General features: G+C 62.7%; 14 protein-coding genes, 1 tRNA gene and 1 pseudogene. 8 read left to right on the top strand and 8 right to left on the bottom strand.

The annotated features are described in order from the left end of the window. Positions 1-6: 6 nt before the first annotated feature. Positions 7-534, bottom strand: a complete 528-nt coding sequence (mobB, locus tag IF809_RS31335; protein WP_462839465.1) for a molybdopterin-guanine dinucleotide biosynthesis protein B — start codon at positions 532-534, stop codon at positions 7-9. 195 nt (positions 535-729) lie between these two features. Here mobB and IF809_RS31340 point away from each other — a divergent pair, with 195 nt between their 5' ends. The 3 genes from IF809_RS31340 (at position 730) to IF809_RS31350 (ending at position 2,566) form a co-directional block, all read left to right on the top strand. Further along, on the top strand, positions 730-1,620 hold the full coding sequence (locus IF809_RS31340; protein ID WP_462839466.1) for a formate dehydrogenase accessory sulfurtransferase FdhD: 891 nt from the start codon (positions 730-732) through the stop codon (positions 1,618-1,620). Then, positions 1,607-2,257, top strand: a complete 651-nt coding sequence (gene mobA, locus IF809_RS31345) for a molybdenum cofactor guanylyltransferase MobA (protein WP_462839467.1) — start codon at positions 1,607-1,609, stop codon at positions 2,255-2,257. Before IF809_RS31340 ends, mobA begins: the two co-directional genes overlap by 14 nt. A 75-nt stretch (positions 2,258-2,332) precedes the next feature. Continuing rightward, positions 2,333-2,566 (top strand): hypothetical protein, encoded by a 234-nt coding sequence (locus IF809_RS31350; protein ID WP_128968029.1) that lies wholly within the window; start codon positions 2,333-2,335, stop codon positions 2,564-2,566. Here the strand turns inward: IF809_RS31350 and IF809_RS31355 are convergent. From IF809_RS31355 to IF809_RS31365, 3 genes are read right to left on the bottom strand one after another with little or no spacing between them, the layout of a single operon-like run. Next, complete coding sequence (locus tag IF809_RS31355) at positions 2,563-4,512, bottom strand: molybdopterin biosynthesis protein (RefSeq protein ID WP_462839468.1); 1,950 nt, start codon at positions 4,510-4,512, stop codon at positions 2,563-2,565. The two genes, IF809_RS31350 and IF809_RS31355, sit on opposite strands and share 4 nt — an antisense overlap. A gap of 13 nt (positions 4,513-4,525) precedes the next feature. Then, positions 4,526-5,632, bottom strand: a complete 1,107-nt coding sequence (locus IF809_RS31360; RefSeq protein ID WP_462839469.1) for a molybdopterin-binding protein — start codon at positions 5,630-5,632, stop codon at positions 4,526-4,528. A 54-nt stretch (positions 5,633-5,686) separates the two neighbouring features. After that, positions 5,687-6,514 carry an ABC transporter substrate-binding protein gene (locus IF809_RS31365; RefSeq protein ID WP_462839470.1) on the bottom strand — a complete coding sequence of 276 codons (828 nt, stop codon included), beginning with the start codon at positions 6,512-6,514 and terminating at the stop codon, positions 5,687-5,689. A gap of 29 nt (positions 6,515-6,543) precedes the next feature. Between IF809_RS31365 and IF809_RS31370 the strand changes: the two genes are divergently transcribed. The 3 genes from IF809_RS31370 (at position 6,544) to IF809_RS31380 (ending at position 9,020) form a co-directional block, all read left to right on the top strand. Further along, positions 6,544-6,798, top strand: a complete 255-nt coding sequence (locus tag IF809_RS31370) for a hypothetical protein (RefSeq protein ID WP_462839471.1) — start codon at positions 6,544-6,546, stop codon at positions 6,796-6,798. 9 nt (positions 6,799-6,807) lie between these two features. Next, the gene (locus IF809_RS31375; protein ID WP_462839472.1) at positions 6,808-7,701 is read left to right on the top strand and encodes a substrate-binding domain-containing protein; all 894 of its coding nucleotides are present in this window, start codon (positions 6,808-6,810) and stop codon (positions 7,699-7,701) included. 104 nt (positions 7,702-7,805) lie between these two features. Next, on the top strand, positions 7,806-9,020 hold the full coding sequence (locus IF809_RS31380; protein WP_128968034.1) for an ABC transporter substrate-binding protein: 1,215 nt from the start codon (positions 7,806-7,808) through the stop codon (positions 9,018-9,020). Between the two features lie 27 nt (positions 9,021-9,047). Here IF809_RS31380 and IF809_RS31385 read toward each other — a convergent pair whose 3' ends face one another. Then, positions 9,048-10,022, bottom strand: a complete 975-nt coding sequence (locus IF809_RS31385) for a TAXI family TRAP transporter solute-binding subunit (RefSeq protein ID WP_462839473.1) — start codon at positions 10,020-10,022, stop codon at positions 9,048-9,050. A 104-nt stretch (positions 10,023-10,126) separates the two neighbouring features. Here IF809_RS31385 and IF809_RS31390 point away from each other — a divergent pair, with 104 nt between their 5' ends. Both IF809_RS31390 and IF809_RS31395 read left to right on the top strand, forming a co-directional pair. Continuing rightward, positions 10,127-11,101, top strand: a complete 975-nt coding sequence (locus IF809_RS31390) for a Bug family tripartite tricarboxylate transporter substrate binding protein (RefSeq protein WP_453980285.1) — start codon at positions 10,127-10,129, stop codon at positions 11,099-11,101. Between the two features lie 340 nt (positions 11,102-11,441). Beyond that, positions 11,442-11,517 (top strand) — tRNA-Ile (locus tag IF809_RS31395). Positions 11,518-12,048: 531 nt separating this feature from the next. Here the strand turns inward: IF809_RS31395 and IF809_RS31400 are convergent. From IF809_RS31400 to IF809_RS31410, 3 genes and pseudogenes are all read right to left on the bottom strand, one after another. Continuing rightward, positions 12,049-13,182 (bottom strand): annotated as a pseudogene (locus IF809_RS31400) (recombinase family protein); the annotation flags it as partial. Further along, entirely contained in the window at positions 13,131-13,301 is a 171-nt protein-coding gene (locus IF809_RS31405) for a hypothetical protein (protein WP_462839474.1), read from the bottom strand. The pseudogene IF809_RS31400 and the gene IF809_RS31405, both read right to left, overlap by 52 nt. 702 nt (positions 13,302-14,003) lie before the next feature. Beyond that, the coding region (locus IF809_RS31410) for a hypothetical protein (protein WP_462839475.1) at positions 14,004-14,864 on the bottom strand (861 nt) is incomplete at its 5' end.

Below are 14,864 nucleotides of genomic sequence, written 5' to 3' on the forward strand. Positions count from 1 at the left end.
GCCTCGTCAGCGCATCGCTACGCTTCTAGCAACCGCTTCCTCGATCGGCATCGCTGCACGCAACAGCAATGCCGCTGCAGCCTGGATATCGTCGAGATGGACGGTCGGCAACCGGGTTTCAACCGCAGCATCGGTCGCAACACCAACAATTCCGGGATCGTCGGGAAACAGCAGCGGCCTGTCGTTAGCGGAGCGATGCACCTCGATCTTGCGATGCGGCTCGCGCTTGAAACCTTCGACCACCACGAGGTCGACCGAGGACAATTTGCTCAAAAGTTCCGGAAGCCGCGGCTCGGGCGCACCGCGCAATTCGTGCATCAGAGCCCAGCGATTGGACGACGCCACCAGCACCTCGGCGGCACCGGCCTCGCGATGACGCCAGGAATCCTTGCCGGGCACGTCGACGTCGAACCGGTGATGCGCATGCTTGATCACGGAGACGCGCACGCCCTGCGCGTTGAAATGCGGAATCAGCCGCGTCAACAGCGTTGTCTTGCCCGCGCCGCTCCAGCCTGCAAGGCCGATGACTTTCATTGCAGCTCCGTCTCCACGCACGGCCCTTATGGAACCACCGTCCCTCCCGTCATTGCGAGCGAAGCGAAGCAATCCAGAACTGCCGCCGCGGAAAGACTCTGGATAGCTCAGCTCGCAACGACGAGCGGAGGCATTTTGCCCATTCCTGCCATGCTTATATCGGCTTGACCCGAATGTCATGCTAACCTCGCCTCCATGATGAAAATCGACAAAGCCCCGGTGCCCCTGATCGTCCCAGATCCCGACGACCCGCGCCTGACTCAGACCGTGACCGGGACTGACCAGACCGGCGCCAGGATCGATATCAAGGTGCCGATGGAACGGCCGCTGACGCTCTACCTGAATGCGCAGGAGATCGTCACCATGATGACGATCGGCGACTATCCGGAATATCTGGCGCTCGGCTACCTGCTGAACCAGAACATGCTGAAATATAATGATGCGGTCACCGAAGTCGAATACGACGACGACCTTCAGGTGGTCGTCGTGCGCACCGAGCACCACACCAATTTCGAGGCCAAGCTCAAGAAGCGGACGCAGACTTCGGGCTGCGCGCAGGGCACCGCCTTCGGCGACCTGCTGGAAGCGGTGGAGAGTGTCGCGCTGCCCAAGGCTGAGCTACGCACGTCCTGGCTCTACCAGATGACGCAGACCATCAACACCATGCCCTCGCTCTATCTCGAGGCCGGTGCGATCCACGGTTGCGTGCTGTGCAGGGCGGGCGAGCCGCTCTGCTACACCGAGGATGTCGGGCGCCACAACGCCGTCGACAAGATCGCGGGCTGGATGTACCGCCACGGCGTCGAACCTGGCGACAAGATCCTCTACACCACGGGACGGCTCACCTCGGAGATGGTGATCAAGACGGTGCGCATGGGCATTCCGATCCTGGTGTCACGCTCTGGATTTACGGCCTGGGGCGTCGATCTCGCAAGGCAAGTGGGCCTGACGCTGGTCGGGCGCACGCGCGGAAAGCGCTTCATCGCGCTCGCGGGAGAGGAACGGATCGTCTATGACCAGAATCTTGCTTACGTCGAAGAAGAATCGGCGAAGCACAAGCGTAAGGGCGAAGGTGGTGACGACTAGTATTCCAGCGACGAGGGTTCCTCCGACTCTTGGCGTGCTGCTCGCCGGCGGCCTTGCGCGCCGCATGGGCGGCGGCGACAAGCCGATGCGAATCATCGGCGGACGCACCATCCTGGAGCGCGTGATTGCGCGCCTCTCCCCTCAGTGCGACGCGTTGATCCTTAACGCGAATGGCGATCCCGCACGGTTTGCCCCATTCGGCTTGCAAGTGGTCGCCGATGACGTACCCGGCTTTCCCGGCCCCCTTGCAGGCGTTCTTGCCGCTCTCGACTGGACTGCGACGAATCGCCCGAACATCGATTGGGTGCTCAGCGCCGCAGGCGACTGTCCGTTCGTGCCGCGCGATCTCGTCACGCGCCTTCACGAGGCGCGCGCGCGGGAGAACGCGGAGCTCGCAGTCGCCGCGTCCGGCGGCCAGTCGCATCCGGTGATCGGCCTTTGGCGCGTTGCCTTGCGCAACGAGCTACGTCACGCCCTGGTCGTCGAGGATCTCCGCAAGATCGACCGCTGGACCGCGCGCTATCCGCTCGCCACGGTCACGTGGGCCGCCGAGCCGCTCGATCCGTTCTTCAACGCCAACACGGTCGAGGACATCGCCGAGGCCGAGCGGCTGGCCGCGCTGGACGACGCGGCCTAGTGGTCCTTCAACGAACGATCGAACCGGATCGAGATTGGCTGCGACTACTGATCGGGACATGCTCCGGATCAAGCTATGGTCGCCCCTCTCCTGAATGCCATCTTCGCAGTCGCCGATTTCGCGTTTGATCTTTCGATCACGATCGATCGCATGAAGCGACTAAGCCAACAAGCCACCGGCAGCGACAAGATCGTCGAGGTCCCTCCGGATCCGAAGCCACTGCCGCCTGCCGCACAGCGTGCGCTCGCCGAAGCCGAGGAGCGAGAGTGCGCCGCTCAAGCTGCCAGGGACATCGACGCGGTCGTCTAGGCAGGTCGAAAGCCCGCTCGCTTCAGCGCCGCTCTGGCCTCATTCGAGCCGAGCGCATCAAGAAAAGCCTGCACGGCCGGACGCTGCTTGCGCGCCGTCACCAGCGCAAAGTCATAATGCTCTTCCGCGAACGGAATGAAACCGAGGCCGGCCGCATCGGCGACCGGCGCAATGGTCATACCCCAATCGGCACGGTGCTGCGCGACGGCCGCTGCAACCGCATTGTGCGAGCGCGGCTGGTTCCAGTAGCCCTCCGGGCGCGTACCGCCAAGCAGACGGTCGATCAGAATGCGCGTGCCGGCGCCCTGGTTACGGTTGACCATGATGCAGGCCGGGTCAGCGAGCGCGGCTGCAACCGCCTCCTTCGCGCCGAGGCCTTCAAAGCGCTGGTCGCCCATGCGGAAGACAATGCCCTGCATCCGCCGCCAACCCGGGACAAGCTCGAGACCCTCGACCAGGTAAGGCGTGTTGTAGGTCTCGGTCTTGTCGTCGAGCAGATGGATCGGTGCGAGATCGCATTCGCCGCGCTTGGCGGCTGCAAGCCCGCCGAGACTGCCGACCGCGATCGAGCGTACGATCAGCCCGCCATGCGAGAGTTGCGCCGTGACGAGATCGAGGCCGGTGCAATGGCTGCCGACGATGACAAGATCGGGCACGCGCACATGCGGCGTGAACAGCGTCACTTCGGCTTCCGTGCCCGCCGGCATCTGGTCCGCGAGCGCCTCGATGCGCAGAAAGCCGTCAGCCTGGGCAAAGGACGTGATCGCGCCAGAGCCTTTGCCGGAGGGATAGGCGATCAGGCCCTCCCTGCCCTCGACCAGCGAGACCATGACGAATTCGGTGCGGCCGAGCTCGGAGGCAATACGCACCGGCACGGTCGCGCTCACCTTGGCATCCGAGCGCGGCGGCAGACCAGCCAACCTGCGCAACACCGGCACGATCATATCGTGGAAAGTGAACATCGCCGATGTCGGAAAGCCCGGCAGGATCACCACCGGCTTGCCGTCGCACACCGCAAGGCACAGCGGCTTCCCGGGCTTGAGCGCCACGCCATGCGCGATGACGCCGGGTTGGCCGAGCCGGCCAATAATGCGATGCGACAGGTCGCCCGCGCCCTTCGACGTACCGCCTGAGAGCACCAGCATATCGGCTTCCGCCAGCGAATCGCGCATGGCGGCTTCGAGCTTAGCCTCGTCGTCGGGGATCGCACCGAGGAAAATCGCTTCGCCGCCATTCTCATCGATCGCGGCCGCAACGATAGCGCCATTGGTGTCGTAGATCGCTGCCGGCGCAAGTGCCTCGCCCGGCTGCGCCAGTTCGTCGCCGGTGGAGATCACCGCGACACGGGGCTTCCGCGCCACATTCACCTCCGCGATCCCGCACGCCGCCAGCATCCCGATCTCGCGCGAGCCGATGATCGTGCCGGCGCGAAGCAGCGCCTCGCCGCGTGCGATGTCCGAGCCCGCGTAGGACACGAATTGTCCCGGCGAGACCGCCCGACGAACATCGATCGCCTGCGAGCCGGCCGGCTGGGTGTGCTCGACCATGACCACCGCGTCGGCACCACGCGGCAGCGGACCGCCGGTGGCGATCGGCGTTATGGTTCCTGCCGCCACTTGCAGCGCCGGCGCGGTGCCGCAGTGAATCGTCTCGCCGTTCAGCACGAGCCGTACCGGCGCGCCTTCACCAGCCGCTGAAAGGTCCCCCGAGCGTACGGCAAAGCCATCGACATTGGAGCGATCGAACGGTGGCACATCGATCGGTGCGGTGATGTCTTCGACAAGGGCTGCGCCGAGTGCATCGGCAAGCCTGCGCCGCTCGCTGGGGATCGCACGCGGAAACAGCGCCGCCTCGAAACGCGCCAGAGCCTCCTCCCGCGAGAGGATTCTTAGAAATTGCTCCTGCTCGAGCGCCCTACGATCTGGCGGCTTTGGGATCATCGTCATGCCGGAACCCTTATCATTCCCGCATCAGATAAGCATCGGCCGGCTCGCCCGCCGCAAATCCTTCGTGGCTGGCGGGAATGAGCAGCCATGCATCCGCGCGGGCGATGGCCTGGAGCGGCCATTCGCCCACGGCAAGCGGCATCCATGTCTTCTGTTCCTCGACCAGCAGCGCGATCTCGGCGACACCCGCGTTGGAGGCAATCTTGTGAGCAAGCGGCAAGGTCACTGCGCGGCGCGGCTGCCGCGCAGAGAGGCGATCAACGAGCGGAAGCACCAGCGCAAGCCAGACCGCCAGCGCCTGAGCCGGCGAGCCGGGCAAAGCGGCGACCGGAACTTTTCCGAGCCACCCTGCCGCCGCGGTCCGTCCAGGCTGCAGCGCAAGACCATGGGCAAGTTGTGCTCCGCGCTGAACCAGCGCCGCGATGGCGGCATCCGTACGTCCGACGCCACTGCCGCCGATCGTCAGCAGGAGATCGCAAGAGGAGACGTCGAGCGCCTCCGCGATCGATCTGGCATCGCGCGATCCGGCTTCATGTGCGCTCACATCAAGTCCCATCGCACGCGCGAAGCCGGCGATCATGTGCGTCGTCGCGGTTGCGCCCGGGACATTGACGATACGTAGCCGCGGCCGCCTGACGCTGAGCTTGTCCACACCTGCAACGCGGGCGAGCAGCAGAGCAGCCGCGCCGACCGGACATCCCGCTACGGCCGCGGGCGCATTCTCTGCGATATCGCTGCCACGACGCGCGACGCCTTGTCCCGGCAAGCCCTCCGCCAGCACCAGGGCAAGCGGGCCCGAGACCTCGACCGCGCCGGCATCGAGCACGCAATCACATCCCTCCGGCATGACATCACCGACCTCGACCCATACCGGAAGCTCGGCCAGAGACAGAGGCGAATAAGAGGACGCGCCGACGAGATCGTTGGCGCGCAAAGCCCAGCCGTCCACTGCGGCGATGTCGCGCGGCGGGGAGGCCGGCAGCGATGGCATGCCCGTGGCGATGCAGCCGGCCGCGTCGGCCAGCGGCAATTCGACCGGCGTGACCGGGGCAACGCCGCGCAGCAACGCAGCGAGCGCGGTGTCGAGTGGCGTCAGCGAGGACGGCAGGCGCTGGGTCATCCCTGACGATGGATCACGCATTGTGCGGTTTGGCAACCGCTGGTGCGTCGGTCATCATCCGCCCGACTTGTCAGCATTCGGAAAGAACACCTGTTGCCCGTCGACCTTGTAGCCGGCGATCGCCGCCTGTCCCTCCGGCGAGATCAACCAGTCGATGAAGGTCTGGCCCAGCTCCTTCTTGACGTTCGGATGCTTCTCCGGATTCACCAGCATCACGCCGTACTGGTTGAGCAGCCGCTTGTCGCCCTCGACAACGATGTCGAGATCGCCGCGATCCTTGAAAGCGATCCAGCTGGCGCGGTCCGAGAGCACATAGGCATTCGTCGTTCGAGCGGAGTCCAGGGCAGCGATCATGCCCGGCCCGCTCTCGCGATACCAGGCCCCCTTGGCGCCGGCGATATCAATGCCGGCAACGATCCAGAGCGCGAGCTCCGCCGCGTGGGTGCCGGAACGATCGCCGCGTGTCACGAACGGGGTGCCCTTGGCTTCGATCGCCTTCAGCGCCGTGGCGATGTCCTTGCCCTTCACGGCTGCCGGATCGTTTTTCGGCCCGATCAGCACATAATCATTGTACATCACGTCGAACCTCTTCACGCCAAACCCGTCGGTGACGAACTTTTCCTCCTGCGGTCGGGCATGCATCAGCACGACATCGGCCTCGCCGCGTCGCGCCCCGTCGAGCACCTCAGCGCTACGGCGCGCGATCACAGTTACCTCGACACCGGTCTTGTCGCGGAAAATCGGCAGCAGGTAGTCCAACAGGCCGGATTCTTGCGTCGCCGTCGTTGTGGCGAGGACGATACCGCGGTCCTCCGCGGACGAGGCCGCAACGGCCACCGCGAGGCCGCAGGACAGCGCGAATGCAAGAGACAGGCGGACCATGTCGGGTTCCCATTGGCTAAGACGTGATCATGATGATGACGGATTGCGCCGCACTCGTGACGCGATGGCTCATCGGGCGCGCCTTTCGGGAAATCTCGGCAATGCGCCGAGTGCAATCGCAAGGCGGCGCTCGCGCGCACTCCAAGATCGTTCACCAAAGCAGAAAACGCGCGCGCGGATGTGTTGCAAAGCAGCGAGATGATCGGGCATGGTTCCCGCGGACGAAAACTGAAATGCAGAATTCCACCTGCGTGAACGTCAAAAAGAAGCAAGAATTTGCATAGGAATGCAGGATGGAATTCCTGACGACCAGCGAAGCCGCTGACTATCTCCGCTTAGGCGAACGCAAGCTCTACGAACTCGTCACCAATGGTGCAATCCCCTGCACCAAGGTGACCGGCAAATGGCTCTTCCCCCGGCATGAGCTCGATCTCTGGGTCCTGTCGGGCATGGCGCGACCGGCCGGCATGCTGACCGCAGAGCCGCCGCCCGTCGTGGGCGGCAGTCAGGACGAGCTTCTGGATTGGAGCTTGCGGGAATCCGGCTCTGGCCTTGGATCGATGACCGAAGGCAGTGCGCGTGGGCTCGAGCGTCTGCAACGCGACGAGGTGATGGCGGTCGCGATGCACTTCCACAGCCTCGATGCCGAAGGCAATCTCGCCTCCGATGCCAGCGTGACGGCGCTGCGCGACGCGCCGGATTTGCATGATGCGGTGCTGGTCGCGTTCGCGCGCCGCGAGCAGGGCCTCGTGCTTCCGCCGGGCAATCCGAAACGGCTGCGCGGTCTTGCCGACGTGCTCGCACTCGGCGCGCGGATGGCGACGCGGCAACAGGGCACCGGCGCGCAGATGCTGCTCGACGTGCTGCTGACGCGCGCGGGCGCCTCGCTGCGTGATCTGCGGCGGGTGGAGACGCCAGCCCTCACCGGCCCCGATCTTGCCGAGGTCGTCCGTGCCGGCCAGGCCGATTGCGGCGTGGCGACGCGCGCCGCGGCACGCTCGGCCGGGCTCGATTTCGTGCCGCTGGTCTGGGAGAATCTTGATCTCGCGATGCGGCAGCGCAGCTATTTCCGCCCACCCATGCAGGCCCTGATCCGGTTTCTCGGCGAACGGCGGCTGCGCCAGCGCGCCGAGGAGCTGACCGGCTACGATCCCTCGCCCGCCGGGCAGATCCGCTTCGCCGCCTGAGATTGACGCCCACCCCAGAATAGTTGCAAAAGAAACCAATTCAGCCGGGCTGTACCCGGCACAGGCAACTTTCGGCCAACGCGCCGGATCAGGGGAGGACAAACGTGAATCCAAAAAGATTTGGACTACCGGTCGCGGCCGCCTTGACGGCGGCGCTGCTGTCGGGCTCCGCCATGGCGCAGGTGTCCGACGATGTCGTCAAGATCGGCGTGCTCACAGACATGAACGGCCCCGCCTCCGCGCCAACCGGCCAGGGCTCGGTGACCGCGGCGCAGATGGCGATCGACGATTTCGGCGGCACCGTGCTCGGCAAGCCGATCAGCATCGTGATCGGCGACCACCAGCTCAAGGCCGACATCGGCGCCGCGATCGCGCGGCGCTGGTACGACGTCGAGCAGGTCGATCTGATCGTCGACGTGCCGGTCTCGGCCGTCGGCCTTGCAGTGCAGAACATCGCCAACGAGAAGAAGCGGCTGTTCATCACCCATTCCACGGGTACTGCAGATTTCCACGGCAAGTTCTGCTCGCCTTACGCGATCCAGTGGGTGTTCGACACCCGCGCGCTCGCGGTCGGCACCGCGGACGCCGTGGTCAAGCGCGGCGGCGACAGCTGGTTCTTCATCACCGACGATTACGCCTTCGGCCATTCGCTGGAGCGTGACGCTTCGAGCGTCATCACCGCCAATGGCGGCAAGGTGCTGGGCTCGGTGAAGCCGCCGCTGGCAACGCCCGACCTCTCCTCCTTCGTGCTGCAGGCGCAGGCCTCCAAGGCCAAGATCATCGGCATTGCCGCGGGCCCTCCCAACAACATGAACGAAATCAAGACCGGCTCGGAGTTCGGCGTGTTCAAGGGCGGTCAGCAGATGGCGGCGCTGCTGGCCCTGATCACCGACATTCACGGGCTCGGACTGCAAGCCGCGCAAGGCCTGTTGCTGACGACCTCGTTCTACTGGGACATGGACGACAAGACCCGCGAATGGTCGAAGCGCTATTTTGCCAAGATGAACAAGATGCCGACGATGTGGCAGGCCGGCGTCTATTCCAGCGTGATCCACTACCTCAACGCCATCAAGGCTGTCGGCACCGACGATCCGCTCAAGGTCGCAGCGAAAATGCGCGAGACGCCGGTCGAGGATTTCTTCGCCCGTAACGGCAAGCTGCGCGACGACAATCTGATGGTGCACGACCTCTGGCTGGTGCAGGTGAAGACGCCGGAGGAGAGCAAATATCCGTGGGACTATTACAAGATCCTCAGCACCATTTCCGGCGACAAGGCCTTCGGGCCGCCGGACCCGGCATGTGCGATGGTGAAGAAGTGAGAGCGTGACGGTCGCGTCCAGCGACCGTCACTTCACCACCCCGATCTCGCGAAAATATTTCATCACGCCCGGATGGATCAGCTCGGGCTTCGGCGCCGCGGCGACGGTGTTCGCCGCCGTGGTCTCGCAGGCCTGGGCGAGTTTCCTGCAGAAGGTCGGCTCGAGGCCGTGCAGCGTCTTCGCCAGGCGATAGCCGATATCGTCGGGCAGGTCCTCGCGGGTCAGGACAAAGCTCCACGAGCCCAGCGAGGCGATCGGTTCGGGCTGTCCTGGATAGGAGCCGGCCGGCACGGTCAGCGGCTTCAGGAACGCGTGCTTGGCGCGGATGCGGGCGATCTCCTCCGCGTCTGGCGCGATGAAGCGCGCCCCTGTCGCGCTCGAAGCCACCGCCGCAAAGCCGGGCCAGCCGATGCCGGCGCCCCACAGCGCGGCGACGCGGCCATCCTCGACCATCGCAGGGCCGTCGCCGGCACGGTCGAGATAGACGGCCTTGAAATCCTCGTCCTGCCTCAACCCGAGGCCGTCGAGCACATAGCGCGCCAGGATCGGCAGGCCCGAGCCCTTGGCGCCGAACGCGACCGGCTGGCCCACGAGATCGTGGATGGTCCGGTAGGGACTGTCCGCCCTCACCACGAACATGCCGGGGTTGGAATAGATCGCGGTGAGAATCTTCAGCCGCACCTTCGCACGGCCGATGCCGGCGAAGGCCTCATAGGCCGGCTCGCCCGCGACCAAAGCGAGATCGAGCTCGCCCTTCTCCAGCAGCGGAATGTTCTCGTTGCTGCCTTTGGTGTTGCGCGGCGCGATGGTGAGCGCGCGATCAGCCGCATTCATCACCTCGGCAAAGGCGTTGCCATAGAGCGGGAAGCCGCCGCCTGGCGTCGCGGTGCCCAGGCTGATCGTGGTGGTCGAAATGGCGTTGCCTCCGGTTTGAGCGGCGGCGGGGCCTGCAAGGTGATTTGCAAGCAACGCCGCGGCGAGAAGGGTGAGAGCGAATTTCATGGTCGGTCCGGCTGCGCCTGCGTCAACATCGACTTGAGGCGATGTAGGCAGCGGGCGGAATTTGTGAAAGCATGCGCTCCAACAATAAGGCAATGGGAGGCGTCATGTTGCGAATTTTGCGTAACGGGGTTTTCGGGCTGGTCTTGCTGTCGGGTCTTTTCGCCGCCGCCCCTCCCGCCTCCGCCGCCTACCCCGACCGCCCCGTGCACTGGCTGATCGGCTTTGCCGCCGGCGGCCCCGTCGACATCGTCGCCCGCATCATGGCGCAATGGCTGTCGGACCATCTCGGCCAGCAGTTCATCGTCGAGAACCGGACCGGCTCCGGCGGCAACATCGCGGCCGCCGCCGCGATCAACTCAGCCCCCGACGGCTACACGCTGCTGTTCGTCGCGCCCAACAACGCGATCTCGACCTCGCTCTACAAGAAGCTGCCGTTCGACTTCCTGCGCGACACGGTGCCGGTCGCGAGCATCATGCAGCTCACCAACATGCTGGTCGTCTCCAACGCGTTTCCCGCCAAGACGGTTCAGGAGTTCATCGACTATTGCAAGGCCAATCCCGGCAAGATCTCGTTCGCCTCGTCCGGCAACGGCACCTCGGTGCACATGTCGGCCGAACTGTTCAAGGCGATGACCAAGTGCGACATGGTGCACGTGCCCTATCGCGGCTCGGCGATCGCCTTCCCCGACATCATCTCCAACAAGGTGCAGCTGATCTTCGACAACCTGCCCTCGGCGATGGAGCAGGCCAAGGGCGGCAATGTCCGCGCGCTCGGCGTGACCTCGCCGCAGCGCTGGCCGAGCGTGCCCGACGTGCCCGCGATCGCCGAGACCGTGCCCGGCTTCGAATCGGTCGGCTTCTACGGCATCTCCGCGCCAAAGGGCACGCCGAGCGAGGTGGTCGAGATCCTCAACAAGGCCGTCGGTGAAGCGCTGAAGGACCCCAAGCTGGTGGCGCGTCTCGCCGAGACCGGCGGCATCCCCAAGCCGATGACGCCTGCCGAGTTCGGCAAGCTCGTCGCTGACGAGACCGAGAAGTGGCGCAAGGTCGTGGAGTTCGCCGGGGTCTCGGTGGACTAGAGCTGCGGCACACCACGGGTCTGTCGCCGACGAGATGGAGGGGACCTCCCGAGTCCCCTTCGCCTGAAAAAATCGAAGACAACCCCATGCACAGTAGAAAGAACACGAAATTACAATGAGTTACGGAACGGATAGGCGAAGTTCGCGGAAAATCGTTTGACTCGTCGGGCAAAACAGGAGCAAAAGGGCATGATCGCCGATTTCGGTAATTCAAAAATTTTGCATTTGGATGCGCACCGGGCTTTATCCGCGTGCGCCAGCATTGCACCCCCGCCTCCGTCCCTGTAAACGAACCGCGCACCGTTGCCGGCCCGCGCGTTCCCGCGGGGCCGCCGCGGCGGGGCCTGTAGCTCAATGGTTAGAGCCGGCCGCTCATAACGGTCTGGTTGCAGGTTCGAGTCCTGCCGGGCCCACCAACCAGAACGCGGACCGGGAGTCGGTCCTCCGCTCCCACCATCGTCCGGCGAGATATTGCTCATTTCCGCAATCATATTAAATGGTTGCCGGAAAGTCGGCGTTAGTTCTCCATCGCGCCATGTCGAGTTCGAAAGTACAAAATTTAGCAAGCGGCGCTTGTCGGCTACTGGCCGTTTTTCAAAGAGACGTTGTGCATCCTTCGCAACCGTCAGCAACATGACGCCTTCGTCCATGTAGGAACGCTCGGCAGCCTGGTGCGACTCAATTTCCCTTAAGCAGCGGTCCTGTTCCTTTCGCCACTGCGGAGCCATCCGATCGTACATCTCGGCATCGATACGACCGTCAAGCTTGTCGGTATAGATGGCGCTCAACCGGTGCGTCAGCCGGTCATACTCGGTCTGCAGCCGCTTGATCGCCGCGTCGTGCTCTTTTCTCTCGTCGGCATGGCTTTGGTGAAGACCTTCGAGCATCCACTTGTGGATGGCCTCTGAGAACTTGAGGCGCCCCATGATGTCTGAGAATTTGGCCTCGATTAATTCCTCGCGCGCGTAGGGCTCCTGGCACTTTCCCTTAAAGCCAGTGCATCGGTAGTAGATGTACTTACCTTTATGGATCTCTCCGACCAGCGCACAGCCACAGTGCCCGCAATTCATGAGACCAGAGAACGCGAAATTACGGGGACCTTTGCGAAGCTTTGATGCGTTTCGCTTTTCGAGGATGTTTTGCACGCGATCAAATAGGTCATGCGTGATAAGGGGCTTGTGGCGCCCTCGATAGTGGTTCCCCTTCCACCGAATATCGCCAGTGTAGATTGGATTGCTGAGTATCGTGTGGAGATTGCTGAGAGAGACCGGGCCCCTCTTGAAACGAGAGACAAGCCCGGCTGAACGTGCCTTTTGAGAAATCTCGCGCAGCGAAAATGTGCCAGTCGAGTACCAGGCGAAGATATCAGAAATAATCGGACCGATGACTGGATCAATCTCAATGATCTTTTTGCCATCCGGACCAGGAACGTTGTTGTAACCTAGCGGTGCACTACTCGGCCACAGTCCTTGCTCGGCCTTCTCCTGCATGCCTTTGCGAGCTTCTTCGGAAAGATTGTCGATGTAGTTCTTCGCCATCAGCACCTTGATGCCGTGCATAAACTTTTCCGACGACCGTGACTCGCGCGATAACACGACGCCTTCTTTGACGAGGTGGATTTCGACGTCGAACTCGTCGAGCGTAACCCAGTCTTTTAGGTTTCGATAAAGTCGATCGGTCTTTTCAACAAGAATTGCCCGGATCTCCGGATGTTTCTTGAGATAGGCAATCATCTCGCCGAAATAGGTTCGCCCGCTCAGCTTCGCCGTCTCGACGTCGACGTATTCCTTTGCGATTTGGATTCCATGGCTCTGCGCATAACCAGCAAGGAGCTTTTTCTGCGCATCGATAGAAAATCCCTCACGATCCTGTTCTTTGGTTGAAACGCGCGCGTAGGCAACCGCTCTGAGAGCGACAGGAATTTTGGGTTGAATGTTTCTCTTCATGGGATCACTTGCGAAAGTCCTTGGCGATTGGACCAGCAAGCAAGACTGGATGCAACGTGAATTGTTGTGAAGGTCGTTTTCGCCTAGGGAGACTGATCTTCTTTTGAGTTCGAGACGTGTTCTTCCAGGGCCCATTCGCGGAGAAGGCGGATGAAACCCGATACATTGTGGGCGATCTCACGAGCGTCTTCCCGCGAGAGCGGACGATCGCTGTAGGGTTGCCAGACTTCAATGGTTTGATCGAGAAAATCCATGCTCATTGCGCCGCGAGTTGCGATGTTGCTACGACGAAACGTAACACTCGCTTCTAGTGCGCCGAACCGTAAAGCCTGTGATTGTCAAGGATTCCCGGCCAATCCAACAAATTGCCAATCTGTATGATCGCCGCACTTTGTTCTCAGCCCTTGAGCTCTGCGGTCGTAAGGATCTGCTCCACTATCCCTCAGAGTTTATTGTATCACTTGTAGATAACCGTCCATGACGGTTGTCGGCTGGCGAGACACCACCCTGCGCTGTCAAAAGGATCCCGTGGGAATGTCTTAGTAACGGAAAACTGCAACTTGCTGACTGCCAAGCCTTACAGATTCGGGCCGCGGGTTCGGTCCCGATGGCCGCGCAATCGACGCCGTGCACGAGAGGACGCACGCTCCTGGCTGCGCCTTTCTCGTAGTGCATTGAAAGCAATCTTTCGCCACTCCCGCACCTCACGTCTTGCACCAGTGCGTGCATGACGGGGGAGCTTGCGGATTCCGGTGAGCTTGCGGCGATACTCAGCGTCGATCTCAAGCTCGGCGCCAGCGCTTTCCCCGGTTGCGTCTATTGCTAAACCATCCGCATCCGTGACATCCGCGCGCGCTGCCAAGAACATTTCAGCTAACGCCGCCCGATCGTTCTTCTCTTCGCCTTTGGTTGCCGGAATAACAGGGGGCTCGGTCGTGGCTGGACCGGCCCCATGGTCATTCTCGGTAAATCTCCCTGTCGCGCATGCGCCAGGCAGCGTCCTCTTCTTCGCGGCTCAGCTGTTGTTGCTGCTTGAGAGCGTTCTCCGCGGCCTCGCGGAATTGGTCAGCTCTCTCTTCAGCTGAAATAGGCTCTGGCCTGGCCGATCCCAGGTTTGTGAGGCTGGTGAAGATGCTGTCGGCGAAGGCTCCTAGGGTGTCCATAGCCCTTTGCGGACCTAAATCGGCGGCCTGAACCAGGCCACGGCGCGATAGATGACCATGATCGTGACCATGCTCAACTTCAGCCCATTCTGAGGACCGGGGCTGCTCAGCCTGACCATTACGTGTCAGTTCGGCAGCCGCATCGCGGAAGCCAAGCGCCGTTTCCTGCTGGCGCTGCCTCTTTGCCGTCAGTTCGTGGAAAAAGTCGGCATTATCTATTCCGACTTCCAGCCGCGAACGGAATTCGGCCCTAGCCTCGCGCTGGCTATCGAGAATGCCTCGATATTCGAGCTTTCGAGCGTCGAGCAGTTCGGCACAGGCAGCGTCACGCCGTGGCTCGAGGACGGCTTTCTGGTCGGCGAGGATCTGGGCTTTGACGCCGGCGAGAAACCGCCGGTCTTCGCCGACGGTCGTTTTATCCGCCTGATAATAATCGGCCCAGCGCTCGCGAAATTCTTCGCGGACTTCGCGGTAAATCGCTGAGCGCAATTCCTTGAATTTAAATTTGCCGTCCGCGAAGAACTGCTCACGTTCATCGCGCTGGATCTCTTTCAAAATTGTCCACTCGACGCTTTTACGATCTTCGGCGGAATATTCGGGAGTTTCTGGTAGTGCGCGTAATTGCAGCTCGGATTTCAAAAATTGCTGTTCATT

It is taken from the genome of Bradyrhizobium sp. UFLA06-24 (assembly GCF_054967145.1).